The following is a 23,092-nucleotide window of genomic DNA, read 5'->3' as shown; positions in this document are numbered from 1 at the left end:
CCGGTGCGGCCGCGTCCACGGGCCGGACCGGTGCCGTGGCGACGGCTGCCGCCGGGTAGCGTGGGAGCCACCATGAACGCATCGCCCCCGGCCGCTGAGCCCGTCCCCAGCCCGCAGCCCCGGACCGAGGACGAGCGCACCCTGCTCGTCAAGGTGTTCGGCAAGGACCGACCCGGCATCACCGCCGGGCTGTTCGCCACCCTCGCCGAGTTCGGCGTCGACGTGATCGACATCGAACAGATGGTGACCCGGGGCCGGATAACCCTCTGCGCCCTGACCACTCCCCCGGCCGGCGGCTCGCCGGGCGCCGAGGGGTCACTGCGCGTCACCGTGCACCGCTGGGCCGAGGAGCTGAAGCTCCAGGCCGAGATCATCTCCGGCACCGGCGACAACCGCCCGCGCCGCGAGGGCCGCTCGCACGTCACCGTGCTCGGCCACCCGCTGACCGCCTCCGCCGTCTCCGGGCTGACCGCCCGGATCACCGCGGCCGGCGGCAACATCGACCGGGTGTTCCGGCTGGCCAAGTACCCGGTGACGGCCGTGGAACTGGCCGTGTCGGGCGTCGCCACCGACGTGCTGCGGGCCGAGCTCGCGCAGGAGGCCGCCGCCCAGCGGCTCGACATCGCGGTCGTCCAGGCCGGGTTGCAGCGCCGCGCCAAGCGGCTGGTCGTGATGGACGTCGACTCCACGCTGATCCAGGACGAGGTGATCGAGCTCTTCGCCGCGCACGCGGGCTGCGAGGAGAAGGTCGCCGAGGTGACGGCCGCCGCGATGGCCGGCGAGCTGGACTTCGAGGAGTCGCTGCGCGCCCGGGTCGCGCTGCTGGCCGGGCTCGACGCGAGCGTGACGGACAAGGTGCGGGCCGAGGTCCGGCTGACGCCGGGCGCCCGCACGCTGATCCGTACGCTGCAGCGCCTCGGCTTCCAGGTGGCGATCGTGTCGGGGGGCTTCACCCAGGTCACCGACCATCTGGTCGAGCTGCTGGGGCTGGACTTCGCGGCGGCCAACACCCTGGAGGTGGCGGACGGGAAGTTCACCGGCCGGGTGACGGGCGAGATCGTCGACCGGGCGGGCAAGGCGCGCTGGCTGGCCCGCTTCGCCGAGCAGGCGAAGGTGCCGCTGGAGCAGACGGTGGCGATCGGCGACGGCGCCAACGACCTGGACATGCTGAACGCGGCCGGCCTCGGGGTGGCCTTCAACGCCAAGCCGGTGGTCCGCGAGGCCGCGGACACCTCGGTCAACGTGCCGTTCCTGGACACGGTGCTCTACCTGCTGGGGATCACCCGCGAGGAGGTCGAGGCGGCCGACGCCCTGGACGGCACCCCGACGGAGTGAAGCAGGGGCGGTGAGCAGTGCGGAAGGGGCGCGAGGAGCCGATCCTCGCGCCCCTTCCGCAGTGCGTCCCGCGTGTCAGTCCTGCGGCGTGTGGTACGACACCAGCTCCGCCACCCCGGGCTCCACGGCCTTCCACGGGCCGCTGAACGCCAGCACCGCGATGGCCGCCGTCGGGAAGCCGCCGAGGCGCAGCCGCTCCAGCGCCTCCCGGTCGCCCTCGTCGCCCGCCAGCACCTGGGTCAGGCCGAGCACACCGGGGTTGTGGCCGACCAGCACCAGGTCGGCGTAGTCGTCCGGGGTCTCCTGGAGCACCTTGATGATCTCGCCGGGGCTGGCGTCGTAGACCCGGTCCTCGTACACCGTCTTCGCGGGCCGGTGCGGCAGCTCGTGCACGGCGAGCTTCCAGGTCTCCCGGGTGCGCAGGGCGGTCGAGCAGAGCACGTAGTCGGGGTTGATGCCGGAGTCGGCCAGCCAGCGGCCGGAGTCCGGCGCCTGGTGTCGGCCGCGGTCGGCCAGCGGTCGCTCGTGGTCGTCGACCTGGTTCGGCCAGTCGGCCTTGGCGTGACGGAGGACGATGATCCTGCGGGGCGTGTCGGCGCTCATACCCAGCAAGCTTGGCAGAAAACCGGCCGCCGGGCGCGGCGCTGCGGTCAGCACCACTCTCAGGAGTGGGCCGATCGCCCGCGGCGGGGCCGGACGTCAGCCGCAGCCGGGCCGGATCAGCCGACGTTCCGCGCGACGATCGCGACCACGGCCAGCAGGACGACGATGCCGACGATCAGACCGGCGATCTGGGCCAGCTTCTTGTGGCCGTCGGTGGGGTTGGGTTCGAGTACGGGCATGTCCCGAGTCTCCCATCCACCCCCGGCGGCCCCCGGCCCGGCCCCCTCGGACGGCGGCCCCGGGCCGACCGCTCAGCGGGCGGCGGGCGCGGCGGCCCGGCCGACCTCGTCCTCGATGGTGCGGGGCAGCGCCGCCCGCAGCCCGAGCGCCATCTGCGGCACCAGCAGCAGGGCCAGCAGGCCCATCGGCAGGTACCACTCGCCGGTCGCCTGGTAGAGGCTGCCGATCAGGATCGGGCCGGGAATCGAGATCAGGTAGCCGATGCCCTGGGCGAAGGCGGACAGCTGGGCAACGCCGCCCGCGCTCCGGGCCCGCAGCCCGATCATGGTCAGCACCAGCGGGAACGCGCAGTTCGACAGGCCCATCAGCGCGGCCCACAGCCAGGGCGCACCGGCCGGTGCCAGCGCGAGACCGCTGTAGCCGGCGATGCCGCAGGCCGCCAGCACCACCACGAAGATCCGCTGGTCCCCGCGCCGGGCCGCCCAGTTCGGCAGGACGAAGGAGACCGGCACGCCGACCACCATGGTCACCGCGAGCAGCACGCCCGAGGTGCCCTCGGAGATGCCGGCGTCCTGGAAGATCTTCGGCATCCAGCCCATCGTGACGTACGCGCCGGTGGCCTGGAGCCCGAAGAAGCCGGCCAGCGCCCAGGCCGTCCGGCTGCGCGTGATCGGCAGCCGCTCGGCGGACCGGGAGTGCCCGCCGGCCTTCTCGCGGTGGGTCAGCAGGGTGGCCAGCCAGAGCACCAGGGCGATCGCGCCGGCCACCGCCCAGATGCCCAGGCCGAGGCGCCAGCCGCCGCCCATGGCCGAGGTCAGCGGCACGGTGACGGCCGCGGCGAGCGCCGTGCCGGCCGACAGGGCCATCGAGTAGAGGCCGATCATCGGGCCGACCTGCCCGGGGAAGTACCGCTTGATCACCACCGGGATCAGCACGTTGGCGACCGCCACACCGGCCAGCGAGACCGCGGTGAGCAGCAGGAACACCGCCGTCCCGCCGGCGAAGGAGCGGGCCACCAGGCCGAGGGTGATCGCGCCCATGCCGGCGGTGACCACCGCGATCGGGCCGATCCGGCGGGCCAGCACCGGGGCTGCGAAGCCGAAGGCGGCGAAGCAGAGTGAGGGGAGGGCGGTGAGCAGTCCGGCGAGGGTGGCGCTCATCCCGAGGTCCTCGCGGACGCGCTCCAGCAGCGGGCCGAGGCTGGTGACGACCGGCCGGAGGTTCAACGCGGCCACCGCGACGGCGACCGCGAACAGCACGGTGAGGAACCTGGCGCGGCGCTCCGGCCGGTGCCCGGGCCCGGCGGGCGGCTCGGTGCGGGGCCCGGCGGCGGGCTCGGTGCGCGCGGCCGGCCGGGGAGCGGTGCGCGCGTCGGCGGGGGAGTCTGCGGTGGACATGGACGACATCATAGAATGATGGGATGAATTAGCGCACCCCCTTCACGGCGGCCGGGCGCAGCAGCCCCCGTTGTTGGCATGATGGCCCGATCCGATCTACCCGCGAGGAGCCCCCCGTGGCGCTGACCTCTCCGAGGCGCACCCCCTTGTCCGACCAGGTGATCGCGCAACTGCGCACCCAGATCACCTCCGGCGAGTGGCCCGTGGGCTCCCGCATCCCCACCGAGGCCGCCCTGGTCGAGCAGCTGGGGGTCGCCCGCAACACCGTCCGGGAGGCCGTCCGGGCGCTCGCGCACAACGGGCTGCTGGACATCCGGCAGGGCTCCGGCACCTACGTCATGGCCACCAGTGAGCTGGCCGGCGTGATGCACCGGCGCTTCGCCGACGCCGACCAGGTCCAGGTCGCCGAGCTGCGCTCCACCCTGGAGATGTCCGCCGCCGGGCTCGCCGCCGGCCGGCGCACCGGGCGCGACCTGGACCTGCTGGGGAGCACGCTCGCGCGCCGCGAGAGCGCCTGGTCCTCGGGTGACGCGGAGGACTTCGTGCAGGCCGACGCCGCCTTCCACCAGGCCGTGGTGGCCGCCGCCCACAACGACGTGCTCGCCGCCGTGTACGCGGACCTGGGCGAGGTCATGCGGGCCCACCTGCGCCACGACGTCGGGCCCGAGCTGGTCGCCGAACGCTACGTCGGCCACGACGGCATCATCGACGCCATCCGGGCCGGCGACGCGGCCCGCGCCTCGGTCGAGGCCGGCCGCGCCATCGGCTCCTGTCGCCCGGCCGAGGGCTGACCGGCCGAGGGCCGGCCGGCGGAGGGCCGACCGGACGGATGTTCTGCGGGAGCGCGGAAAAGGCACTGCCCGGCACCCGCTCGTGAGAGCCGGTGCCGGGCAGTGCCGCTGCCGGTGTGCGGTCAGGCGCCGATGGCGTGCAGGCCGCCGTCGACGTGGATGATCTCGCCGGTGGTCTTCGGGAACCAGTCCGAGAGCAGCGCGACGACGCCGCGGCCGGCCGGCTCCGGGTCCGAGAGGTCCCACTTCAGCGGGGAGCGGGCGTCCCAGACCGAGGCCAGCTCCGAGAAGCCGGGGATGGACTTGGCGGCCATCGAGCCGATCGGGCCGGCCGAGACCAGGTTGCAGCGGATGTTGCGCGAGCCCAGGTCACGGGCCATGTAGCGGGAGGTGGCCTCCAGCGCGGCCTTGGCCGGGCCCATCCAGTCGTACTGCGGCCAGGCGAACTGCGCGTCGAAGGTGAGGCCGACCACCGAGCCGCCGTCCTGCATCAGCGGGAGCAGCGCCGTGGTGAGCGACTTCAGCGAGAACGCGGAGACCTGCATGGCGGTGGCCACGGACTCCCACGGCGTGTTCAGGAAGTTGCCGCCGAGGGCGTCCTGCGGGGCGAAGCCGATCGAGTGGACGATGCCGTCCAGGGTCGGCAGGTGCTCGCGGACCTGGTCGGCGATGCCGGCCAGCTGCTCGTCGCTGGAGACGTCGAGCTCCAGGACCTTGACCGGGTTGGGCAGCTTGCGCGCGATGCGCTCGGTCAGGCTGGGGCGCGGGAAGGCGGTGAGGATGATCTCCGCGCCCTGCTCCTGGGCCAGCCTGGCGGTGTGGAAGGCGATGGAGGACTCCATCAGCACACCCGTGATCAGGATCCGCTTGCCCTCAAGAATTCCACTCATGTGCTCAGTTCCCCATGCCCAATCCGCCGTCGACAGGAATGACGGCTCCGGTGATGTACGCGGCCTCGTCGGAGGCGAGGAACCGCACGGTGGAGGCGATCTCGGAGGGCGCGGCGTAGCGGCCGAGCGGCACTCCGGCGACGATCTCCTTGCGACGGTCGTCGCTGAGGACCGCGGTCATGTCGGTGTCCACGAAGCCGGGCGAGACCACGTTGACGGTGATGTTGCGCGGGCCGAGCTCGCGCGCCAGCGAGCGGGCGAAGCCCACCAGGCCGGCCTTGGACGCGGCGTAGTTCGCCTGGCCGGGCGAACCGCTGAGGCCGACCACCGAGGAGATCAGCACGACGCGGCCCTTGCGGGCCCGCATCATCAGCTTCGAGGCGCGCTTGACCACGCGGAACGCCCCGGTGAGGTTGGTGTCGACGACCGAGGTGAAGTCCTCCTCCGTCATCCGGAGGAGGAGGGTGTCCTTGGTGATGCCGGCGTTGGCGACCAGCACCTCGACCGCACCGTGCTTCGCCTCGACCTCGCCGAAGGCCGCGTCGACCTGCGCGGAGTCGTTGATGTCGCAGCGGACCGCGAGCACGTCGTACTTCGCCAGCGCCTCGGGCACCTCACCAGAGCGGCTGGTGATGGCGACCTTGTCGCCCGCCTCGGCGAAAGCCTGGGCGATCGCGAGGCCGATGCCCCGGTTGCCTCCGGTGACGAGAACCGAGCGGCTCAACGATCCACCTCTCTCCGTTGTTGACTGTGGGGGAACGGGCGGCGACTGCGTGGGGGGTGCCCGGTGCTGCCTGCCTGATCGTCCGCGTACGTCGAAACGCGCACACAGTGTGACGCTATCGGTCGTGCGGAGGATGCGACGAATCGGGCTCCCACAGCGCCGTACCTGCTGAACTGTCGCGTTCTGACAATCGTGGCCGCCGTGGCACGGTTGTCACCAGGGTGGTCGGGCGCGGCGGGAACAACTCGGGAGGCCGTGCCCGTTGCCCTCTCGGTGCGGACAACCAAGGGTCGCCCGCGCGGACTTGTCACGACCCGGCGCCGGCGCCCCCGGCCCGACGCATCCCAGCCCGACGATTTCCAGCCCGACGAATCCCAGTGAAGGCAGAGCCCTGATGAGCGAGGCACAGCCCGGTACCACCGGCCGACGGGGACGACTGCTGGCCCTGGCCGCCCTGGCAGCGGGAGCGGGGGCGGCCGCCTGGTCGCTGCGCGACCTGCCGGCGGCCTTCGGCCGGCGCCCCGACGGCGAGCGGGAGGAGCGGGTCCGCAGCTCCCCCCAGTACCGGGACGGCACGTTCCACAACGCGCCGTCCGCGCTGGCCCGGGACACGTCCACGCCGGACTTCGACCGCTCGACCGTGCGCCGGATGCTGTTCGAGCGCGAGGGCCGGACGCCGTCCGGACCGGTGCCCACCATCCGTCCGCTCGGCGGGCCGCGCCCGGCCGCCGAGGGTGTGGAGATCACCTGGTACGGGCACGCCTCGGCGCTCGTCGAGATCGAGGGCACCCGGGTGCTGCTCGACCCGATCTGGAGCGACCGCTGCTCCCCCGCCGCGCAGGTCGGCCCGAAGCGGCTGCACCCGGTGCCGGTGGAGCTGGAGGAGCTGCCGCAGGTCGACGCGGTGCTGATCTCGCACGACCACTACGACCACCTGGACATGGCGACCGTGAAGCGGCTGGTGCTCAGCCAGTCCGCGCCGTTCGCGGTGCCGCTCGGCATCGGCGGGCACCTGCGCCGGTGGGGCGTGCCGGAGCACCGGATCATCGAGCTGGACTGGAACGAGACGTGCACCCTGGGCGACCTGGTGCTCACCCTCACCTCCGCGCACCACTTCTCCGGCCGCGGCCTGACCCGCAACACGACGCTCTGGGGTTCCTGGGTGATCGCCGGCCCCACGCGCAAGGTGTTCTACACCGGCGACTCGGGGTACTTCGAGGGGTACGCGGCGATCGGCGAGCAGCACGGCCCGTTCGACGCCGCGCTCGTCCAGATCGGCGCATACGACGAGGCCTGGGCGGACATCCACATGACGCCGGAGGACGCCGTCACCGCTCACCGGGACCTGCGGGCCGGGCTGCTCGTCCCGGTGCACTGGTGCACCTTCAACCTGGGCCTGCACCCGTGGTCGGAGCCGGTCGAGCGGCTGCTCGCGGAGGCGAAGGCGCAGGCCGTGCCGCTGGCCGTGCCGCGCCCCGGCGAGCGGGTGGACGTGGACAACCCGCCGGAGCTGGACGGCTGGTGGGAGGGCGTGGCCTGACCGGCGGCGGCACGGCGGGCGGCGCGCCTGGCACACCGTGAAATCTGCTGGCCGAAAGCCCCTGGACGGGTGATGATTCGGTACGGGCGCCCCTGCGCGGGGGCCTGACCCTCCGAATCGTCCCCGACCCAGGGAGCCCGATGCCCCCCACGTCCAGCGCCGGCGCACCGAACGGCCGCGCCGTCGATCCACTGTTCCTCGCCTACCCGTTGCGCGCGCTGGCCGATGCCGCGCTCGGCCGCGCGCGCGAACTCGGCGTCTCGCACGCGGACTTCCGCCTGGAGCGGGTCCGCAGCGCGTCCTGGCGGCTGCGCGACGCCCGGCCGGCCGGCACCTCCGACAGCGTGCAACTGGGCTTCGCCGTCCGGGTGCTGCTGGACGGCGCGTGGGGGTTCGCGGCCGGGGTCGACCTGACCACCGACGCGGCTGCCCGGGTGGCCGAGCAGGCGGTCGCGGTGGCCCGGCTCTCCGGCGGGATCAGCCGGGCGGCGGGCTCGAAGGAGCTGGTGGAGCTGGCGCCCGAGCCGGTGTACGCGGACGCCACCTGGATCTCCGCGTACGAGGTCAACCCGTTCGAGGTGCCCGACGCGGAGAAGACCGCGCTGCTGGCCGGCTGGAGCTCCCGGCTGCTGGCCGCCGACGGCGTCTCGCACGTCACGGCGACGCTGCTGACGGTGCAGGAGAACAAGTTCTACGCCGACACCGCCGGCACCGTCACCACCCAGCAGCGGATCCGGCTGCACCCGGTCCTGGAGGCCACCTCGGTCGACGAGCGGACGGGCGCCTTCGACTCGATGCGCACCCTCGCACCGCCGGCCGGCCGCGGCTTCGAGTACCTGCGCGGCACGGGCTGGGACTGGGACGCCGAGCTGGCCGAACTCCCCACCCTGCTGGCCGAGAAGATGAAGGCGCCGAGCGTCGAGGCCGGCAGCTACGACCTGGTGATCGACCCGTCCAACCTGTGGCTGACCATCCACGAGTCGATCGGCCACGCCACCGAGCTGGACCGCGCGCTCGGCTACGAGGCCGCGTACGCGGGCACGTCCTTCGCGACCTTCGACAAGCTCGGCAGCCTGAAGTACGGCTCGGAGCTGATGCACGTCACCGGTGACCGCACCGCCGAGCACGGCCTGTCCACCATCGGCTACGACGACGAGGGCGTCGCCACCCAGTCCTGGGACCTGGTGAAGGACGGTGTCCTGACCGGCTACCAGCTCGACCGCGGCATGGCCGCCCTCAAGGGCCTGGGCCGCTCCAACGGCTGCGCGTTCGCCGACTCCCCCGCCCACGTGCCGGTGCAGCGGATGGCCAACGTCTCGCTCCAGCCCGTCGAGGGCGGCCCCGGCACCGAGGGCCTGTTCGAGGGCGTCGAGAAGGGCCTGTACATCGTCGGCGACCGCTCCTGGTCGATCGACATGCAGCGGTACAACTTCCAGTTCACCGGGCAGCGCGCGTACGCGATCAGGAACGGCCGGCTGGCCGGCCAGGTCAAGGACTTCGCGTACCAGGCGACCACCACCGACTTCTGGGGCTCGATGTCCGCCGTCGGCGGCCCGCAGACGTACGTCCTGGGCGGCGCCTTCAACTGCGGCAAGGCGCAGCCGGGCCAGGTCGCGGCGGTCAGCCACGGCTGCCCGTCCGCGCTGTTCCGCAACGTCAACGTGCTCAACACGCAGCAGGAGGCGGGTCACTGATGGCCATCGTCCACCCCCACGAACTGGTCGAGCAGGCCCTCGGGCTCTCGCGCGCGGACGGCTGCGTGGTGATCGCCGACGAGGAGTCGACGGCCAACCTGCGCTGGGCGGGCAACTCGCTCACCACCAACGGTGTGACCCGCGGCCGGCGGCTCACGGTGATCTCGACGGTGGCCGGCGGCGAGGGCACCGCCTCCGGCGTGGTCGCCCGCGAGGCCGTGACGACCGACGAGGTCGAGAGCCTGGTCCGGGCCTCCGAGGCGGCGGCCCGCGACGCCGGGCCGGCCGAGGACGCGCAGCCGCTGGTCACCGACCGGCCGTCCTCCCCCGACTTCACCGCTCCCCCGGCCGAGACCTCGGTCGAGGTGTTCGAGGCGTTCGCGCCCGCCCTCGGCGCGGCGTTCGCCCGGGCCGCCGCCCAGGGCGAGCTGCTGTACGGCTTCGCCCGGCACGAGGTGACGTCCAGCTACCTCGGTACGTCCACCGGCCTGCGGCTGCGCCACGACCAGCCGACCGGCACCGTCGAGCTGAACGCCAAGACGGCGGACCTCTCCGGCTCCGCCTGGGCGGGCGCCGCCACCCGGGACTTCCTCGACGTGGACGTCACCGCGCTGCACGAGACCCTCACCCGGCGCCTCGCCTGGGGCGGGCGGCGGATCGACCTGCCGGCCGGCCGGTACGAGACGCTGCTGCCGCCGTCGGCCGTCGCCGACCTGATGATCTACATGCACTGGAACGCCGGCGGCCGGGACGCGGCCGAGGGGCGGACGGTCTTCTCCAAGCCGGGCGGCGGCACCCGGATCGGCGACAAGCTGAGCAAGCTGCCGCTCACCCTGCGCTCCGACCCGGCCGAGCCGGGCCTGGAGGCCGCGCCGTTCGTGCTCACGCACTCCACCGCCACCGACGCCTCGGTGTTCGACAACGGGCTGCCGCTGGCCGCGACCGACTGGATCAGGGACGGCGAACTGGCGAACCTGCTGGCCACCCGGCACTCCGCCGGGCTGACCGGGCTGCCGCTCACCCCGCCAGTCGACAACCTGGTGCTGGAGAGCGGCGACCAGGGCGGCGCACCGACGCTGGAGGAGATGATCGCCCGCACCGAGCGCGGGCTGCTGGTCACCTGTCTCTGGTACATCCGCGAGGTCGACCCGGCGACGCTGCTGCTGACCGGCCTCACCCGGGACGGCGTGTACCTGGTGGAGAACGGCGAGGTGGTCGGCGCCGTCAACAACTTCCGTTTCAACGAGTCACCGGTGGACCTGCTCGGCCGGATCACCGAGGTGGGCCGCACCGAACGCTGCCTGCCGCGCGAGTGGGGTGACTGGTTCACCCGCGCCGCGATGCCGCCCGTCCGGGTGGCGGACTTCAACATGAGCTCCGTGAGCCAGGCCTCGTAGGAGCCACACCTGACAGGAATGATCGAAGAGTGGACGAGAAACGCACGGTCAAGACCTCGAAGCGGCTGTCGCGCATCCTGCGGCACGACCCGGCCTCGGTCGGGATCACGCTGGACGAGGCGGGCTGGGTCCGGGTGGACGCACTGCTCGCCGCGCTGGCCCGGCACGGGGGCGGCCTGAGCCGCGCCGAGCTGGAGATCGTGGTCGGGACGAACAACAAGCGGCGTTTCGCGTTCTCCGACGACGGCCTGTCGATCCGGGCCAGCCAGGGGCACTCGGTGGCGGTCGACCTCGGTCTGACCGCCACCGTGCCGCCCCCGGTGCTGTACCACGGCACGGCCACCCGCAGCCTGGACGCGATCTTCCGGGAGGGCCTGCGGCCGATGTCCCGGCGGGACGTCCACCTGTCGGCGGACACCGAGACGGCCGTGCGGGTGGGCTCCCGGCACGGCCGTCCGGTGGTGCTGTCCGTCGACGCCACCGCGATGGCGGCGGCCGGCCACGAGTTCCGGCTCAGCGCGAACGGGGTCTGGCTGACCGACGCGGTGGCGCCCCAGTACCTCGCCCGCCCGGCGGGCGCGGGGGGCTAGACCTTCCGGCGGCCCGCCCAGAGCGGCGCCACGGTGGCGATCAGCACGATCGCGGCGCCGAGCTGGAAGAGGTGGCGCCACCAGTCGAAGCCGCCGGTGTACGCCACCCCGAAGAGCCGGGCGAGCAGGTTGCCGATCATCGCGCCGATCATTCCGAGGATCATGGTCAGCCAGATCGGGACGTCCTGCTTGCCGGGGATCAGCAGGCGCGCCAGTGCGCCGAGGACCAGGCCTTCGATCAGTGCCGAGACGACTGCCCACATGCGGACTCCCCGGGGGCCGGGGCCACCGACCGCCGGTGGCTCCCCCCGTGAGTTCACAGTCTTGGCCCCGCCCGGCCCGTCCGCACCCCGGCGTCCGGGCCGGGCGTCCGGGTGACGGCCCCCGGAGCCGGCGTCCCCCCTCTCCTGTGCGCGGCGGACGCGGCGTACCGTGAGGAGGCCGCCCCGCGAGGCGCGCGGCGCGGTGTGCGGATGCGGATGCGGACGAAGGCGGTAGGACATGGGCAAGGATGCCGAGAGCCGGCAGGTCTTCCGGATCACGGGGGCACGGAGCAGCCTGACCGAGGACGTCCGCGGCCGCCAGCGCCGCTACGTGATCTCGATGCTGCTCCGCACGCTGTGCGTGCTGCTCGCCGTCGTCCTGTGGGACGTCCAGCGGTACGTGGCGATCGCCGCGCTGGCGGGCGCCGTGCTGCTGCCCTACTTCGCGGTGCTGATCGCCAACGCCGGCCGGGAGCGGGCGCCCGGGCTGCCGAGCACCTTCGCGGTGCCGGCCGAGACGCCGCTGATGCTCGGCCCGGGCGGGACGGGCGGCGGGGGCGCCGCCGGTGCGGGCGGCGCGGTGGCCCGGCCGAAGGCGCCGGAAGGCTTCGTCGACTGACTGTCCCCTTTGTATGGTTTCCACCTGTTTCGACCGGCAGAAAGCTCAGGGGAACCTCAGATTAATCATGAAAGATCTCCCCAAGTGGGGGTCTTACCGTGACATACTGCGTACGCGCTCCGCATCCCCCGTCGGAGCGACGGACCGACGCCGGGCGGCTCCCCCCGTGGCTGCCCGGCGTCGCCATGCCCAGGCGCGGTCGCGGGTGCGAGACTGGCGGTGCACACTCCCGCCCCTCCCCCAGCCGGAGGGCCACCCAGCCCCAGGACGGCCACCACATGAACCCCCAGGACCAGCCCGGCCAGCAGCCCCCGCTCAGCCTCTTCGGCGGCGCCGCGGGGCAGCCGCAGAGCCCGGTCTGCTCGGCCAAGGCCTGCCGGGCGGACGCCCGGTGGGTGCTGGTCTGGAACAACCCCAAGCTGCACACCCCGGACCGCCGCAAGACCTGGCTGGCCTGCGACGAGCACCGCGAGCACCTCTCGCAGTTCCTGAGCGTACGGAGCTTCCTCAAGGAGGTCCTGCCGTTCGCCGAGTGGACGGCGGCCGAGGAGGCCGGGAGCCCGAACTAGACGGGCCCTAGCCGCCGATCGCCGACATCGGGCGCTCCGGCTGCAGGAACTCGGGGTCGTCGATGCCCGCCCCGGCCTTCTTGCCCCACATCGCCACCCGCCACAGCTCGCCGATCTCGGCGTCCGGCGCACCGGAGCGCAGGGCGGTGCGCAGGTCCGTCTCCCCGGTGGCGAAGAGGCAGTTGCGGATCTGGCCGTCGGCCGTCAGCCGGGTCCGGTCGCAGGCCCGGCAGAACGGGCGGGTGACCGAGGCGATCACGCCCACGCTCGCCGGCCCGCCGTCGACCAGCCAGCGCTCCGCCGGGGCGGCGCCGCGGACGGCGGACGGCTCGGCGGTGAGCGCGAACCGGGTGGCGAGGCGCTCCAGGATCTCCTCCGCGGTGACCATCTGCGAGCGGTCCCAGCCGTGCTGCGCGTCCAGCGGCATCTGCTCGATGAAGCGCAGCTCGTACCCGCGCTCGACGCACCAGCCGAGCAGGTCGGCGGCCTCGTGGTCGTTCACCCCGCGCATCAGGACGGCGTTCAGCTTGACGGGGTCGAGCCCGGCGGCCTCGGCGGCGGCCAGGCCGTCCAGTACGTCGTGGTGGCGGTGACGGCGCGTCAGGGTGTGGAAGGTGTCCGGGTCGAGGGTGTCGAGCGAGACGTTGACGCGGTCCAGCCCAGCGGCCTTCAGCGCGACGGCCGTCCGGGCCAGGCCGATGCCGTTCGTCGTGAGCGACAGCTCGGGGCGCGGCTCCAGCTCCGCGCAGGCGGCCACGATGCCCACCAGCCCGGGGCGCAGCATCGGCTCGCCGCCGGTGAAGCGGACCTCGCGGACACCCAGGTCGCGCACCGCGATCGTCACCAGCCGGACGATCTCCTCGTCGGTGAGCAACTCCGGTTTGGCGAGCCACTGCAGGCCCTCTTCGGGCATGCAGTAGGTGCAGCGCAGGTTGCAGCGGTCCGTGAGGGAGACCCGCAGATCGACGGCCTGACGGCCGAACGTGTCGAGGAGCACCGTGCGCCCCTTCCCTGGAGTACGGCTGGCCCGGCCGCCATCACGGGCAGGCCGGGCCAGCTTAGCCGGAGGCGGTGACACCCGACGGGTGCCGTCCGGCTGGTGAACCTAGTGCGCGCCCAGTCCGGTGAGGGAGCGGACCTCCAGTTCAGCGTACTTCGCCGGATCGGCGCCCTCCTTGGAGAGCAGCGTGCCGACCCAGCCGAGCAGGAAACCGACCGGGATGGAGACCAGGCCGGGGTTGTCCAGCGGGAACCAGTGGAAGTCGGAGTGCGGGAAGAGCGAGGTGGCCTTGCCGGAGGCGACCGGGGAGAAGACCACCAGCAGCACCGAGGTGAGCAGGCCGCCGTAGACGGAGCAGACCGCGCCGCGGGTGTTGAAGCGCTTCCAGAACAGCGAGTAGAGCAGCGTGGGCAGGTTCGCTGAGGCGGCCACCGCGAAGGCCAGCGCGACCAGTGCGGCGGTGTTGAGCTTCTCGGCGAAGATGCTGAGCACGATGGCGACGGCGCCGATCGCGACGGCGGCCAGCTTCGCGGAGCGGACCTCCTCCTTCTCGCTGACCTTGCCGCGCCGGATCACGTTGGCGTAGAGATCGTGGGCGAAGGAGGCCGACGAGGCGAGGGTGAGACCGGCCACCACGGCCAGGATGGTGGCGAAGGCGACCGCCGAGATCACCGCGAGCAGCACCGCGCCGCCGGTGGAGCCGGCTCCGCCGCCGAGCTTCTCGGCGAGCAGCGGGGCGGCGGTGTTGCCGGCCGCGTTGGACGCCTTGATCACCTTCGGGCCGACCAGGGCGGCCGCGCCGAAGCCCAGCGCCAGGGTCATCAGGTAGAAGCCGCCGATGATGCCGATCGCCCAGAGCACGGACTTGCGGGCGGCCTTCGCGGTGGGCACGGTGTAGAACCGCACCAGGATGTGCGGCAGGCCCGCGGTGCCCAGGACCAGCGCCAGCCCCAGGCTGATGAAGTCGAGCTTGGTGGTGCCGGTGACGCCGTACTTGAGCCCTGGCTCCAGGAACGCGTTGGCCTTGCCGCTGGCGTCGGCGGCGGCGCCGAGCAGGGCCGAGATGTTGAAGTGGTACTTGGCGAGGACCAGGACGGTCATCAGCGCGGTGCCCGCGATCAGCAGCACCGCCTTGACGATCTGCACCCAGGTGGTGCCCTTCATCCCGCCGACGGCGACGTAGACGACCATCAGCGCGCCGACCGCGACGATCGTCCAGCGCTTGGCGGCGCCGCCCTCGACGCCCAGCAGCAGGGCGACCAGCGAGCCCGCGCCGACCATCTGGGCGAGCAGGTAGAAGATCGACACCACGATGGTGGAGATGCCGGCGGCGGTGCGCACCGGCCGCTGGCGCATCCGGAAGGCCAGCACGTCGGCCATCGTGTAGCGGCCGGAGTTGCGCAGCGGCTCGGCGACCAGCAGCAGGGCGACCAGCCAGGCCACCAGGAAGCCGATCGAGTAGAGGAAGCCGTCGTAGCCGAACAGCGCGATGGCGCCGGCGATGCCGAGGAAGGACGCGGCGGACATGTAGTCGCCGGAGATCGCCAGGCCGTTCTGGAATCCGGTGAAGCCGCGGCCGCCGGCGTAGAAGTCGGCGGCGTCCTTCGTCTGGCGGCCGGCCCAGATGGTGATGCCCAGGGTGGCGAGGACGAAGAGGCCGAACAGCGTCATCGTCAGGCCGCGGTGCTCGGTGGCGGCGGTGGCCAGCTCGGCCGTGGCCAGCGGGGTGCTCATTCGGCGGCCTCCCGGGGCGCGTGGACGGCGGCCGCTTCGAAGCGCTCGCGGATGGCGGTGGCGGGCGGGTCGAGCCTGCGGTCCGCGTAGCGGGCGTACCAGGCGGCGATCACGAAGGTGGTGAGGAACTGCAGCAGACCCAGCACCAGGGCCACGTTGATGTGGCCGACGACCTTGGTGGCCATGAAGGCCGGGGCGTAGCTGGAGAGCAGGACGTACAGCAGGTACCAGAGGATGAAGCCGATGGTGACGGGGAACGCGAAGCTCCGGAAGGAGTGCCGCAGCTCGCGGAACTCCTCGCTCTCCTCGATGCGTTGGACGTTCGACTGTTCGGTTTCGGTCGGCGGCGGTGATTCCACCCGGTGTCTCCTGGCCTCTTCGTCGGGGCGGCGTGCGGGACTGTGGGCACAGGGGGGCAGCCGGACGTGAGGGGCGTCACAGTCCTGTGCGCCGCCGATGCTAGGAGTGACCCGGGGGTCACGAGAAGAGATTGAGCACGATCAGCCGGATCTTCACCCCGGCGCGCTCCCGAATTGGCCGAAACACGTCAGGTTCGGACGTACGAACGGGGCGACGCCCGCCTCGGCGCCGCCCCGCAGGTGGTCCCGCCCCCTCCGGGGAGGGGTCAGAAGGTGATCCGGACCTTGAGTGCCGAGCGGTCGTCCATCGCCCGGTAGCCGTCCGGCACGCCGTCCAGACCGACGGTGCGGTCGAAGACCAGGCCGGGGTCGATCGCGCCGGAGAGCACGTCGGGGAGCAGCTCGGGGATGTACGCGCGGGCCGGGGCGACGCCGCCGTTCAGCGAGACGTTGCGGCCGAACATCTGGCCGATGTCCACGCCGGCACTGCCGCCGTGCGGCACCCCCACGTAGCCGACCGCCCCGCCGTCGCGGGTGATCGAGATCGCGGTGCGCATCGACTCCTCGGTGCCGACGGCCTCCAGGACGGCGTGGGCGCCCTGGCCGCCGGTCAGCTCCCTGACCGCCTCGATCGCGGCCTCGCCGCGCTCCGCCACGACGTCGGTGGCGCCGAACCTGCGCGCGATGTCGGTCCGCACCGCGTGCCGGCCGAGGGCGATGATCCGGCCCGCGCCGAGCCGGTGCGCGGCCAGCACGCCGCACAGCCCGACGGCGCCGTCGCCGACCACCGCGACGGTCGAGCCCGGCCGCACCCGCGCCGAGACGGCGGCGTGGTGGCCGGTGGCCATCACGTCGGAGAGCGCGAGCAGGCCGGGCAGCAGCTTCTCGTCCGAGGCCGCCTCCGCGGGCAGCCGCACCAGCGTGCCGTCGGCGAAGGGCACCCGGACGGCCTCGCCCTGCCCGCCGTCCGAGCCGACCTCGCCCCAGAACCCGCCGTGCGGGCAGGAGGTCTGCAGGCCCTCGCGGCAGAAGTCACAGGTGCCGTCCGACCAGACGAACGGGGCCACCACGAAGTCGCCGCGCCGGAAGTCGCGCACCTCGGAGCCGGTGTCCTCGACGATGCCGAGGAACTCGTGCCCGATCCGCTGCCCGGCCACCCGGGCGGCCACGCCCCGGTACGCCCACAGGTCACTGCCGCAGATGCAGGCGTTGACGACCCGGACGACGGCGTCCGTGGGGTGCCTGACGACGGGATCGGGCACCTCCTCGATCCGGATGTCGTTGGTGCCGTGGATCACGGTGGCGCGCATGAGGGATCGTCCTTCGCAGGGGGCTGCCGCCGGGGTGCGGGCGGTCTGGGGCATTCGTCTGGATGTGCGACGACTACGGTCACACTCTATTCCGGCACCCGGTCTGCGACATTCGGGCCGGAGCGCCCCCGCGCGGCCCTTACCCTGGTTGCTTATGCACGCGATCCAGTCACCGACGAACAACGCCCCGTGGGCGGCTCCCGTCCCCGCGCAGCGCTCCGCCGCCCCCGCCGGGGGCTTCGCGGTGGTCGACGTCGAGACCACCGGTCTCGGCCGCTCGGACCGCGTCATCTCGGCCGGCGTCTACCAGCTGGACGACGACGGCGAGGTCACCGACCAGTGGTACACCCTGGTCAACCCCGAGCGGGACCCGGGCCCGGTCTGGATCCACGGCCTGACCAGCGAGGTGCTGCGGGGCGCGCCGACCTTCGGGGAGATCGCCGAGGAGCTCGCGGAGCGGCTGCGCGGGCGGGTGATGGTCGCCCACAACGCGCTGTTCGACTGGAACATGATCTCCCGCGAGTACTCGCGGGCCGGCCTGCGCGCGCCGGTCGACCACCGGATCTGCACCATGGTGCTCTCCCGCGACCTCCGGCTGCCGCTGCCCAACGGCAAGCTCGCCTCGCTCGCCGCCCACTTCGGGGTCCAGCAGCGCCACGCGCACAACGCGCTGGACGACGCCCGGGTGCTCGCCGAGGCCTTCCGGCCCAGCCTGCACCTCGCCCGGCTGGGGGGCGTCCCGCTGCCGCTGCAGGCCTGCGTGGCCGTCACCGACCTCGGCGAGGAGGAGACGCAGACGGCCGGCCGCAGCTCCTGGACGGGCTCCTCGTACCGCGCCGCCAGGAAGCGCCCGCCGTGCCCGTACCCCAACCCCGGGCGCTGGCAGGACGGCCGCCCGCTGATGCAGGGCATGCGGGTGGCGATCACCGGGGACACCGCGACCGACCGCGAGGTGCTGGAGGACCGCGCCGTGGAGGCCGGCCTGCACATCGCGACCTCGGTGAGCCGGCTCACCAGCCTGCTGGTGACCAACGAGCCCGGCAGCTGGAGCGGCAAGGCCCGCAAGGCCCGCGATCTCGGCACCCCGGCGGTCGGCGAGGACGCCTTCCTCCAGTTGCTGCGCGAGGTCGCTCCGTACGTGGCGGGCTGACCGACCCCGGTGTCCGGCGCGCGCGTGAGGTGGGCGTACCGTGCCGGTGTGTACCGTTTTCTGCTCTCCCGGCGCTGGCTGGTCACCGTGCTGATCGCCCTGCTGCTGATCCCCGCCACGGTCCGGCTGGGGTTCTGGCAACTGCACCGGCACGAGGCGCGGGTGGCCCGCAACGAGCTGATCGCGCGCTCGCTGACCGCACCGCCCGTCGCGTTCGACTCGCTGACCGCCCCCGGCCGGGCCGTTCCCAAGGACCTCACCTGGCGTGCGGTGACCGCGACCGGGAGTTACGACACGGCGCACGAGTTCGTGGTCCGCAAGCGCACCGACGCCGGCGGGGACAACATCGGCTACTTCGTGATCACCCCGCTGAGGCTCGCCGACGGGCAGGGCGAGGTGCTGGTCAACCGGGGCTGGGTGGCCTCCGGCGCGTCCGCCACGGTGTACCCGGACGTCCCGGCCGCACCCGCCGGGGACGTCACCGTCACCGGGCGGATGCGCGCCGACGAGACCGCCGCGGGCAGCGGCATCCGGGACCGCGGCGGCCTGCCGGACCGCCAGTTCAACCTGATCAACAGTGCCCAGCAGGCCGGCCGGAGCGGGGCCGCCGTACTGCCCGGCTACCTGGAGCTGACCGCCACCGCACCGGCCCCGGCGAGCCAGCCCGAACTGCTGCCCGAGCCCAACCACTCGGACATCGGCCCGCACATGGCGTACGCCGTCCAGTGGTGGCTGTTCACCGCGATGATCCCGGTGGGGGTGTGGGTGCTCGTCCGGCGCGAGGCCAGGGACCGCGCCAAGGAGGCCGCCGAAGCCGTCGTCGCGGCCGGGGCCGGCCCGGAGCCCGTTCCGGCGGCCTGAGCCCGCTCCCGCCGGCGGCTCAGAGCACGTCGTCGAGCTCCCGCAGCAGCCGCGCCTTCGCCCGGGCGCCGACCAGCACCTTCACCGGCTCGCCGGCCCGGAACACCATCAGCGTGGGCATCGACAGCACCGCGTAGTCGGCCTGCGTCTGCGGATTGCGGTCCACGTCCAGCGTCACCACCTTGAGCCGCCCGGCCTGCTCCTTCGCCACCTCGGCCAGCACCGGCGCGATCTGCCGGCACGGCGGGCACCAGTCGGCCGTGAAGTCCACCAGGACGGGGCCCGGCTCGGCCAGCACCTCCGCGGCGAACGACTCGTCGGTCACCGCCGCGACTCCCAGCACCTGCACCATCTGCTTCTCCCTCAGTCGTGCGCCAGCTCGCAGCGCGGTTCCTGCCCGGGTCCGGCGGCGCCGGCCTCCAGTTCGGCGCGGGACAGCTGCGCCCCGACCTGCTCGCGGACCTGCCGGAGCCGTTCGATGCACTCGTCCAGTTCGGCGAGCTTGGCCCGGTACACCTCCAGCGAGGCCGGACAGGTGTCGCCGGCCGGGTGGCCGGCCTGCAGGCACTCGACGAACGGCCGGGTCTCCTCCAGGCCGAACCCGAAGTCCTGCAGCAGCCTGATCTGCTGGAGCAGCCGCAGGTCGTCCTCGCCGTACGCCCGGTACCCGTTGCCGCTGCGGCGGGCGGGCAGCAGCCCGCGCGCCTCGTAGTACCGCAGCGTCCGGGTGGTCGTCCCCGCCCGTCTGGCCAGCTCACCGATCCGCATGCCCCCGCTCCCTCCGGCCGCTCCACGCCGCCGCAACCGACGGTAGACCTTGACGCCGACGTCAACGCCAGCGGCCCGACCGCCCGTCCGGCTCCCCCGAAGCCCCCGGGCAGGCCACAATGTCCCTCATGGATCTTGGACTGCAGGACAAGGTGTACGTGATCACCGGTGCGACCCGGGGCCTCGGCCTGGCCGCCGCCCGCGAACTGGCGGCCGACGGCGCCCGGGTGGTGGTCAGCGGCCGCTCCGAGGAGTCGGTCGCGGCGGCCGTGGCGGAGCTGGGCGGCGCCGGCCGGGCGCACGGCGTGGTGGCGGACAACGCGGACCCGGCCTCGGCGGCCCGGCTCGTCGAGGCGGCGGGGACGGCGTTCGGCCGGCTGGACGGCGTGCTGATCAGCGTCGGCGGCCCGAAGGCCGGGCCGGTGCTGCTGGCCGAGGACGAGACCTGGCGCGGGGCCTTCGAGTCGGTGTTCCTCGGTGCGCTGCGGATCGCCCGGGCGGCGGCGGCCCAGCTGGGCGCCGGCGGCGTGATCGGTTTCGTGCTCTCCGGCTCCGTCCGCGAGCCGATCTCGGGGCTGGGCGTCTCCAACGGCCTGCGGCCGGGCCTGGCGATGGCCGCCAAGTCGCTCGCCGACGAACTGGGCCCGCGCGGCATCCGGGTGGTCGGCCTGCTGCCGGCCCGGATCGACACCGACCGGGTCCGCGAACTCGACGCCCTCAGCGGGGACGCCGAGGCCGCCCGGGTGCGGGCGAGCGCCGCGATCCCGCTCGGGCGCTACGGGACGGCCGAGGAGTTCGGCAAGGTCGCGGCGTTCCTGCTCTCCCCCGCCGCCTCCTACCTGACCGGCGTGATGATCCCGGTGGACGGCGGCGCCCTGCGCGGACTCTGACCCTCCGTCAGATCACCCGGGGGTGCTTCGGGGTGGCGGCCCGCTTCGTCGCCGCCACCCGCACCCGCAGGGCGGCCGGCAGCTCGTCCAGCCCGATGCTCGACCTGGCCGCGGCGAGCGGCCCGGCGTCGAACTGCTCCACCAGGGCGGCCGGGCCGCCGCCGGGGGCCAGGGTGACCGCGCCGCGTACCGTCAGCCGCCTGGGCCGGCCCGCGATCCGCACCCGCGCCCGCCCGACCTCGGCGAGCCCTTCGGCGCCGGACTCCAGCACCTCCTCCAGGGCCCTGGTCCGCAGTCGCAGCCGCAGCCCGGCGTCGGCCGGGGCGGGCAGCGCGAGGGTGCTCGGCGCCGTGCGCCGCAGCTGGGCGAACAGCCACCACAGCCCGAGGGCCAGCAGCAGCGAGAGGCCGGCGACGACGGCCGGCCACCACCAGTCCCGGTCGGTCCAGCGGGTGCGCGAGGCGTGGCTGAACAGCGGCTGGTCGGGCGAGGTCAGCGGCCACCAGCCCGGCGGGTCGATGCCCAGCCGCCCGTACAGGTCGAGGCCGCCGGCCAGCACGAGCAGGCCGCCGAGCAACAGCACCAGCCCGGCCGGCGCGAGCACCACCCGGTTGACGGTCGAACGGCTCATCGGGGTGTTCCTCTCAGGGCTTCGCGGGGCGGGTGCGGACGTCGAGGCGCAGCGGGCGGGCGAGCCCGATCCGGTCGAGTTCGGCCGTCAGGGCGCGCTGCACGGCCGCCGGGTCGGCCGGGCCGGCGATGGCCACCCGGACCCTGCGGCGGTTGATCCGTACCGTGGTCCCCTCCACGCCGGGCACCTCGTCGGCCCGGGTAACCAGCAGGGCCCCGACGGCGGCTCGGTCGATCACCGCGTCCGTCCGGGCGGCCGGGCGCATCGGCAGCCACCGGCGCAGGCCGGGGGCGAAGGCGAGCCAGCAGAGCCAGCCGCCGACCAGGACGGCGGCTCCGGCCCCGAGCAGCACCCAGACGTCGTCGAGGTGGCGGGTCGCGAGCTCGTCGGCGAGGTGGGCGCGCCAGGCGCGGGCCGAGTGGCCGGTGCGCACGGCGACGACGTCGTAGAGCAGTGCCCCGCCGACGACCACGACGGCGACCACGACGAACGCGGTCGCGAGCGTACGCGGCGCCCGCGGCCGGCGGACCCGCGGGAGCGGTGCGGCGGCGGCAGGTTCGGCTTCGGGCCCGGGCACGGGGCCGGTGGCGGGCCGGGTCATCGCGGACGCCTTCGCGCGCGTTGCCTCACGTCACTCCCCGCCCGTCGCCGGCAGCAGCCGCTCGACCACCACGGTGACCTCGGCGACCCTGATGCCGGTGAGAGCCGCGACCTGGCCCGCCACCCGGTCGCGCACCTGCCGGGCCAGCGCGGCCAGGTCGGCGGGGAACGGGAGTTCCACGCCGACCCGGACGGTGGCGGTGCGGCCGGGCACCGAGACGGAGACCCTGGGCGGGGCGCCCCGCTCGGCGCGCCCCGCCCAGGCGCCGTCCAGCGCGTCCCGGGCGGCCCGCGCGGCGATCTTCGCGAACACCCGGTCGGCGACCCGCAGGCTGCCCCGCCGGTCGGCGGCCGTCGAGGGCGGGACGACGGCCGGCATCAGCGGCGCCGGTCGCGGCCGCGCAGCAGGTCTCCGAGGTCACCGAGGTCTATGTCGCCCTCCAGCAGGCGGCCTGCCACGAATCCGATCGCCCCGAGGACGGCCACCAGCAGGAAGGCCGCGAACCCGCCGAAGTAGCCGGCGAAGCCGAGGGCCATTCCTACCACCAGGCCGACGATGGCCAGGTTCATCCGCTACTCCTCGTGTGGGCGCTCGTCCGTGCGTGGGGTGGGGCCGGCCCTGCTACTGCAGCCTGGCGCGCTGGCCGGACTGCGCGAGGTCCTCCTCCTCCTCGATGTCCGGCTCGTCGGGCAGGTGCACGTCGTTCACGGCGATGTTGACCTCGACGACCTCCAGCCCGGTCATCCGCTCGACCGCGGTGATGATGTTCTCCCGTACCTGGCTGGCGAGTTCGGGGATCACCACGCCGTACTCGACGACCAGGGCGATGTCGATGGCGGTCTGCTTCTCGCCGACCTCGGCCTTGATGCCGCGCCCGATGCTGGACTTGCCGCCGGGCACCTTGTCGCGCATCGCACCGAAGGTGCGGGTGAGGCCGGAGCCGAGGGCGTGGATGCCGGGCACCTCGCGGGCGGCCATACCGGCGATCTTCTCCACCACGCCCACGGCCAGCGCGGTGCGCCCGCGCTCGGCGGACGACTTCGGCGCGGCGGACGCCCCCGTGGAGGGGGCGCCGGCGCCGGAGGCGGCGGCGTTCTTGTGCAGGGTGGCGGGCGTCGGCGTGTCGGACATGGCGG

Annotated in this window: 28 protein-coding genes; 11 read left to right on the top strand and 17 right to left on the bottom strand. The window is 73.7% G+C overall.

Features of this window, described 5'->3' with window-relative positions; translation table 11 throughout:
• The first annotated feature begins 72 nt into the window (after window positions 1-72).
• Window positions 73-1,335 (top strand): phosphoserine phosphatase SerB, encoded by a 1,263-nt coding sequence (gene serB / locus ACFUK0_RS15740; RefSeq protein WP_380250318.1) that lies wholly within the window; start codon window positions 73-75, stop codon window positions 1,333-1,335.
• 75 nt (window positions 1,336-1,410) lie between these two features.
• On the opposite strand, the gene ACFUK0_RS15735 is transcribed toward serB, so the two are convergent.
• From ACFUK0_RS15735 to ACFUK0_RS15725, 3 genes are all read right to left on the bottom strand, one after another.
• Window positions 1,411-1,938 carry a SixA phosphatase family protein gene (locus ACFUK0_RS15735; protein WP_380250316.1) on the bottom strand — a complete coding sequence of 176 codons (528 nt, stop codon included), beginning with the start codon at window positions 1,936-1,938 and terminating at the stop codon, window positions 1,411-1,413.
• A gap of 116 nt (window positions 1,939-2,054) precedes the next feature.
• Entirely contained in the window at window positions 2,055-2,177 is a 123-nt protein-coding gene (locus ACFUK0_RS15730; protein ID WP_380250314.1) for an SGM_5486 family transporter-associated protein, read from the bottom strand.
• Window positions 2,178-2,249: 72 nt separating this feature from the next.
• Window positions 2,250-3,575, bottom strand: coding sequence for a CynX/NimT family MFS transporter (locus ACFUK0_RS15725; RefSeq protein ID WP_380250312.1), 1,326 nt, complete (start codon window positions 3,573-3,575; stop codon window positions 2,250-2,252).
• Between the two features lie 116 nt (window positions 3,576-3,691).
• Here ACFUK0_RS15725 and ACFUK0_RS15720 point away from each other — a divergent pair, with 116 nt between their 5' ends.
• The gene (locus ACFUK0_RS15720) at window positions 3,692-4,366 is read left to right on the top strand and encodes a FadR/GntR family transcriptional regulator (protein WP_380250310.1); all 675 of its coding nucleotides are present in this window, start codon (window positions 3,692-3,694) and stop codon (window positions 4,364-4,366) included.
• A 122-nt stretch (window positions 4,367-4,488) separates the two neighbouring features.
• On the opposite strand, the gene fabI is transcribed toward ACFUK0_RS15720, so the two are convergent.
• Together fabI and fabG are read right to left on the bottom strand one after the other, a co-directional pair.
• Window positions 4,489-5,256 carry an enoyl-ACP reductase FabI gene (gene fabI, locus ACFUK0_RS15715; RefSeq protein ID WP_380250308.1) on the bottom strand — a complete coding sequence of 256 codons (768 nt, stop codon included), beginning with the start codon at window positions 5,254-5,256 and terminating at the stop codon, window positions 4,489-4,491.
• Window positions 5,257-5,260: 4 nt separating this feature from the next.
• Window positions 5,261-5,980, bottom strand: coding sequence for a 3-oxoacyl-[acyl-carrier-protein] reductase (gene fabG / locus ACFUK0_RS15710; RefSeq protein WP_380250306.1), 720 nt, complete (start codon window positions 5,978-5,980; stop codon window positions 5,261-5,263).
• Window positions 5,981-6,374: 394 nt separating this feature from the next.
• On the opposite strand from fabG, the gene ACFUK0_RS15705 reads away from it, so the two are divergent.
• From ACFUK0_RS15705 to ACFUK0_RS15690, 4 genes are all read left to right on the top strand, one after another.
• Entirely contained in the window at window positions 6,375-7,520 is a 1,146-nt protein-coding gene (locus tag ACFUK0_RS15705; RefSeq protein ID WP_380250304.1) for an MBL fold metallo-hydrolase, read from the top strand.
• A 140-nt stretch (window positions 7,521-7,660) separates the two neighbouring features.
• Window positions 7,661-9,214, top strand: coding sequence for a TldD/PmbA family protein (locus ACFUK0_RS15700; protein WP_380250302.1), 1,554 nt, complete (start codon window positions 7,661-7,663; stop codon window positions 9,212-9,214).
• Entirely contained in the window at window positions 9,214-10,611 is a 1,398-nt protein-coding gene (locus ACFUK0_RS15695) for a metallopeptidase TldD-related protein (protein ID WP_380250301.1), read from the top strand. The genes ACFUK0_RS15700 and ACFUK0_RS15695 overlap by 1 nt, the downstream gene beginning before the upstream one ends.
• A gap of 29 nt (window positions 10,612-10,640) precedes the next feature.
• Window positions 10,641-11,201: an RNA 2'-phosphotransferase gene (locus ACFUK0_RS15690; protein ID WP_380250299.1), complete on the top strand. Its 561-nt coding sequence runs from the start codon at window positions 10,641-10,643 to the stop codon at window positions 11,199-11,201.
• Here the strand turns inward: ACFUK0_RS15690 and ACFUK0_RS15685 are convergent.
• On the bottom strand, window positions 11,198-11,464 hold the full coding sequence (locus ACFUK0_RS15685; RefSeq protein WP_380250297.1) for a GlsB/YeaQ/YmgE family stress response membrane protein: 267 nt from the start codon (window positions 11,462-11,464) through the stop codon (window positions 11,198-11,200). The two genes, ACFUK0_RS15690 and ACFUK0_RS15685, sit on opposite strands and share 4 nt — an antisense overlap.
• Before the next feature lie 238 nt (window positions 11,465-11,702).
• Between ACFUK0_RS15685 and ACFUK0_RS15680 the strand changes: the two genes are divergently transcribed.
• Both ACFUK0_RS15680 and ACFUK0_RS15675 read left to right on the top strand, forming a co-directional pair.
• Complete coding sequence (locus tag ACFUK0_RS15680) at window positions 11,703-12,083, top strand: DUF3099 domain-containing protein (protein WP_380250295.1); 381 nt, start codon at window positions 11,703-11,705, stop codon at window positions 12,081-12,083.
• A 278-nt stretch (window positions 12,084-12,361) separates the two neighbouring features.
• Window positions 12,362-12,652, top strand: a complete 291-nt coding sequence (locus ACFUK0_RS15675; RefSeq protein WP_380250293.1) for a hypothetical protein — start codon at window positions 12,362-12,364, stop codon at window positions 12,650-12,652.
• 7 nt (window positions 12,653-12,659) lie between these two features.
• On the opposite strand, the gene moaA is transcribed toward ACFUK0_RS15675, so the two are convergent.
• The 4 genes from moaA to ACFUK0_RS15655 form a co-directional block, all read right to left on the bottom strand.
• A complete protein-coding gene (gene moaA / locus ACFUK0_RS15670; RefSeq protein ID WP_380250291.1) occupies window positions 12,660-13,649 on the bottom strand; it encodes a GTP 3',8-cyclase MoaA in 990 nt (329 codons plus the stop codon).
• Between the two features lie 108 nt (window positions 13,650-13,757).
• Window positions 13,758-15,386: a cation acetate symporter gene (locus tag ACFUK0_RS15665; protein WP_380250289.1), complete on the bottom strand. Its 1,629-nt coding sequence runs from the start codon at window positions 15,384-15,386 to the stop codon at window positions 13,758-13,760.
• Window positions 15,383-15,745 carry a DUF485 domain-containing protein gene (locus tag ACFUK0_RS15660; protein ID WP_380250287.1) on the bottom strand — a complete coding sequence of 121 codons (363 nt, stop codon included), beginning with the start codon at window positions 15,743-15,745 and terminating at the stop codon, window positions 15,383-15,385. The genes ACFUK0_RS15665 and ACFUK0_RS15660 overlap by 4 nt, the downstream gene beginning before the upstream one ends.
• 266 nt (window positions 15,746-16,011) lie before the next feature.
• Entirely contained in the window at window positions 16,012-17,055 is a 1,044-nt protein-coding gene (locus ACFUK0_RS15655) for a zinc-dependent alcohol dehydrogenase family protein (RefSeq protein ID WP_380250285.1), read from the bottom strand.
• A 154-nt stretch (window positions 17,056-17,209) separates the two neighbouring features.
• Here ACFUK0_RS15655 and ACFUK0_RS15650 point away from each other — a divergent pair, with 154 nt between their 5' ends.
• Window positions 17,210-18,205, top strand: a complete 996-nt coding sequence (locus ACFUK0_RS15650; RefSeq protein WP_380250283.1) for a DEDDh family exonuclease — start codon at window positions 17,210-17,212, stop codon at window positions 18,203-18,205.
• Window positions 18,206-18,253: 48 nt separating this feature from the next.
• Complete coding sequence (locus tag ACFUK0_RS15645) at window positions 18,254-19,066, top strand: SURF1 family protein (protein ID WP_380250281.1); 813 nt, start codon at window positions 18,254-18,256, stop codon at window positions 19,064-19,066.
• A 19-nt stretch (window positions 19,067-19,085) separates the two neighbouring features.
• Here the strand turns inward: ACFUK0_RS15645 and trxA are convergent, their stop codons facing one another.
• Window positions 19,086-19,418 carry a thioredoxin gene (gene trxA / locus ACFUK0_RS15640; protein ID WP_380250279.1) on the bottom strand — a complete coding sequence of 111 codons (333 nt, stop codon included), beginning with the start codon at window positions 19,416-19,418 and terminating at the stop codon, window positions 19,086-19,088.
• 11 nt (window positions 19,419-19,429) lie between these two features.
• Window positions 19,430-19,834 (bottom strand): MerR family transcriptional regulator, encoded by a 405-nt coding sequence (locus tag ACFUK0_RS15635; protein WP_380250277.1) that lies wholly within the window; start codon window positions 19,832-19,834, stop codon window positions 19,430-19,432.
• A 128-nt stretch (window positions 19,835-19,962) separates the two neighbouring features.
• Here ACFUK0_RS15635 and ACFUK0_RS15630 point away from each other — a divergent pair, with 128 nt between their 5' ends.
• On the top strand, window positions 19,963-20,724 hold the full coding sequence (locus ACFUK0_RS15630) for an SDR family oxidoreductase (RefSeq protein ID WP_380250275.1): 762 nt from the start codon (window positions 19,963-19,965) through the stop codon (window positions 20,722-20,724).
• A gap of 7 nt (window positions 20,725-20,731) precedes the next feature.
• On the opposite strand, the gene ACFUK0_RS15625 is transcribed toward ACFUK0_RS15630, so the two are convergent.
• The 5 genes from ACFUK0_RS15625 to ACFUK0_RS15605 are packed head-to-tail and all read right to left on the bottom strand — an operon-like array spanning window position 20,732 to window position 23,087.
• Window positions 20,732-21,355, bottom strand: coding sequence for an alkaline shock response membrane anchor protein AmaP (locus ACFUK0_RS15625; RefSeq protein ID WP_380250273.1), 624 nt, complete (start codon window positions 21,353-21,355; stop codon window positions 20,732-20,734).
• A 13-nt stretch (window positions 21,356-21,368) separates the two neighbouring features.
• A complete protein-coding gene (locus ACFUK0_RS15620) occupies window positions 21,369-21,956 on the bottom strand; it encodes a DUF6286 domain-containing protein (RefSeq protein WP_380250271.1) in 588 nt (195 codons plus the stop codon).
• 30 nt (window positions 21,957-21,986) lie between these two features.
• Window positions 21,987-22,334, bottom strand: a complete 348-nt coding sequence (locus ACFUK0_RS15615) for an Asp23/Gls24 family envelope stress response protein (protein WP_380250269.1) — start codon at window positions 22,332-22,334, stop codon at window positions 21,987-21,989.
• Entirely contained in the window at window positions 22,334-22,525 is a 192-nt protein-coding gene (locus ACFUK0_RS15610) for a hypothetical protein (protein ID WP_371479011.1), read from the bottom strand. The genes ACFUK0_RS15615 and ACFUK0_RS15610 overlap by 1 nt, the downstream gene beginning before the upstream one ends.
• Before the next feature lie 52 nt (window positions 22,526-22,577).
• The gene (locus tag ACFUK0_RS15605) at window positions 22,578-23,087 is read right to left on the bottom strand and encodes an Asp23/Gls24 family envelope stress response protein (RefSeq protein ID WP_380250267.1); all 510 of its coding nucleotides are present in this window, start codon (window positions 23,085-23,087) and stop codon (window positions 22,578-22,580) included.
• Between the last annotated feature and the right edge of the window lie 5 nt (window positions 23,088-23,092).

Source organism: Kitasatospora sp. NPDC057223 (genome assembly GCF_042669755.1).
GTDB lineage: Bacteria > Actinomycetota > Actinomycetes > Streptomycetales > Streptomycetaceae > Kitasatospora.
Note: the sequence above shows the minus strand (reverse complement) of the source record. Positions and strands in the feature narration are given on the sequence as shown.

What these genes read in the sequence shown, in the direction of transcription:
- serB (WP_380250318.1), top strand. Translation starts at nt 73, where the DNA reads ATGAACGCATCGCCCCCGGCCGCTGAGCCCGTCCCCAGCCCGCAGCCC.
- ACFUK0_RS15735 (WP_380250316.1), bottom strand. Translation starts at nt 1,938, where the DNA reads ATGAGCGCCGACACGCCCCGCAGGATCATCGTCCTCCGTCACGCCAAG.
- ACFUK0_RS15730 (WP_380250314.1), bottom strand. Translation starts at nt 2,177, where the DNA reads ATGCCCGTACTCGAACCCAACCCCACCGACGGCCACAAGAAGCTGGCC.
- ACFUK0_RS15725 (WP_380250312.1), bottom strand. Translation starts at nt 3,575, where the DNA reads ATGTCCACCGCAGACTCCCCCGCCGACGCGCGCACCGCTCCCCGGCCG.
- fabI (WP_380250308.1), bottom strand. Translation starts at nt 5,256, where the DNA reads ATGAGTGGAATTCTTGAGGGCAAGCGGATCCTGATCACGGGTGTGCTG.
- ACFUK0_RS15705 (WP_380250304.1), top strand. Translation starts at nt 6,375, where the DNA reads ATGAGCGAGGCACAGCCCGGTACCACCGGCCGACGGGGACGACTGCTG.
- ACFUK0_RS15700 (WP_380250302.1), top strand. Translation starts at nt 7,661, where the DNA reads ATGCCCCCCACGTCCAGCGCCGGCGCACCGAACGGCCGCGCCGTCGAT.
- ACFUK0_RS15695 (WP_380250301.1), top strand. Translation starts at nt 9,214, where the DNA reads ATGGCCATCGTCCACCCCCACGAACTGGTCGAGCAGGCCCTCGGGCTC.
- ACFUK0_RS15685 (WP_380250297.1), bottom strand. Translation starts at nt 11,464, where the DNA reads ATGTGGGCAGTCGTCTCGGCACTGATCGAAGGCCTGGTCCTCGGCGCA.
- ACFUK0_RS15680 (WP_380250295.1), top strand. Translation starts at nt 11,703, where the DNA reads ATGGGCAAGGATGCCGAGAGCCGGCAGGTCTTCCGGATCACGGGGGCA.
- ACFUK0_RS15675 (WP_380250293.1), top strand. Translation starts at nt 12,362, where the DNA reads ATGAACCCCCAGGACCAGCCCGGCCAGCAGCCCCCGCTCAGCCTCTTC.
- ACFUK0_RS15665 (WP_380250289.1), bottom strand. Translation starts at nt 15,386, where the DNA reads ATGAGCACCCCGCTGGCCACGGCCGAGCTGGCCACCGCCGCCACCGAG.
- ACFUK0_RS15655 (WP_380250285.1), bottom strand. Translation starts at nt 17,055, where the DNA reads ATGCGCGCCACCGTGATCCACGGCACCAACGACATCCGGATCGAGGAG.
- ACFUK0_RS15650 (WP_380250283.1), top strand. Translation starts at nt 17,210, where the DNA reads ATGCACGCGATCCAGTCACCGACGAACAACGCCCCGTGGGCGGCTCCC.
- trxA (WP_380250279.1), bottom strand. Translation starts at nt 19,418, where the DNA reads ATGGTGCAGGTGCTGGGAGTCGCGGCGGTGACCGACGAGTCGTTCGCC.
- ACFUK0_RS15635 (WP_380250277.1), bottom strand. Translation starts at nt 19,834, where the DNA reads ATGCGGATCGGTGAGCTGGCCAGACGGGCGGGGACGACCACCCGGACG.
- ACFUK0_RS15630 (WP_380250275.1), top strand. Translation starts at nt 19,963, where the DNA reads ATGGATCTTGGACTGCAGGACAAGGTGTACGTGATCACCGGTGCGACC.
- ACFUK0_RS15625 (WP_380250273.1), bottom strand. Translation starts at nt 21,355, where the DNA reads ATGAGCCGTTCGACCGTCAACCGGGTGGTGCTCGCGCCGGCCGGGCTG.
- ACFUK0_RS15620 (WP_380250271.1), bottom strand. Translation starts at nt 21,956, where the DNA reads ATGACCCGGCCCGCCACCGGCCCCGTGCCCGGGCCCGAAGCCGAACCT.
- ACFUK0_RS15615 (WP_380250269.1), bottom strand. Translation starts at nt 22,334, where the DNA reads ATGCCGGCCGTCGTCCCGCCCTCGACGGCCGCCGACCGGCGGGGCAGC.
- ACFUK0_RS15610 (WP_371479011.1), bottom strand. Translation starts at nt 22,525, where the DNA reads ATGAACCTGGCCATCGTCGGCCTGGTGGTAGGAATGGCCCTCGGCTTC.
- ACFUK0_RS15605 (WP_380250267.1), bottom strand. Translation starts at nt 23,087, where the DNA reads ATGTCCGACACGCCGACGCCCGCCACCCTGCACAAGAACGCCGCCGCC.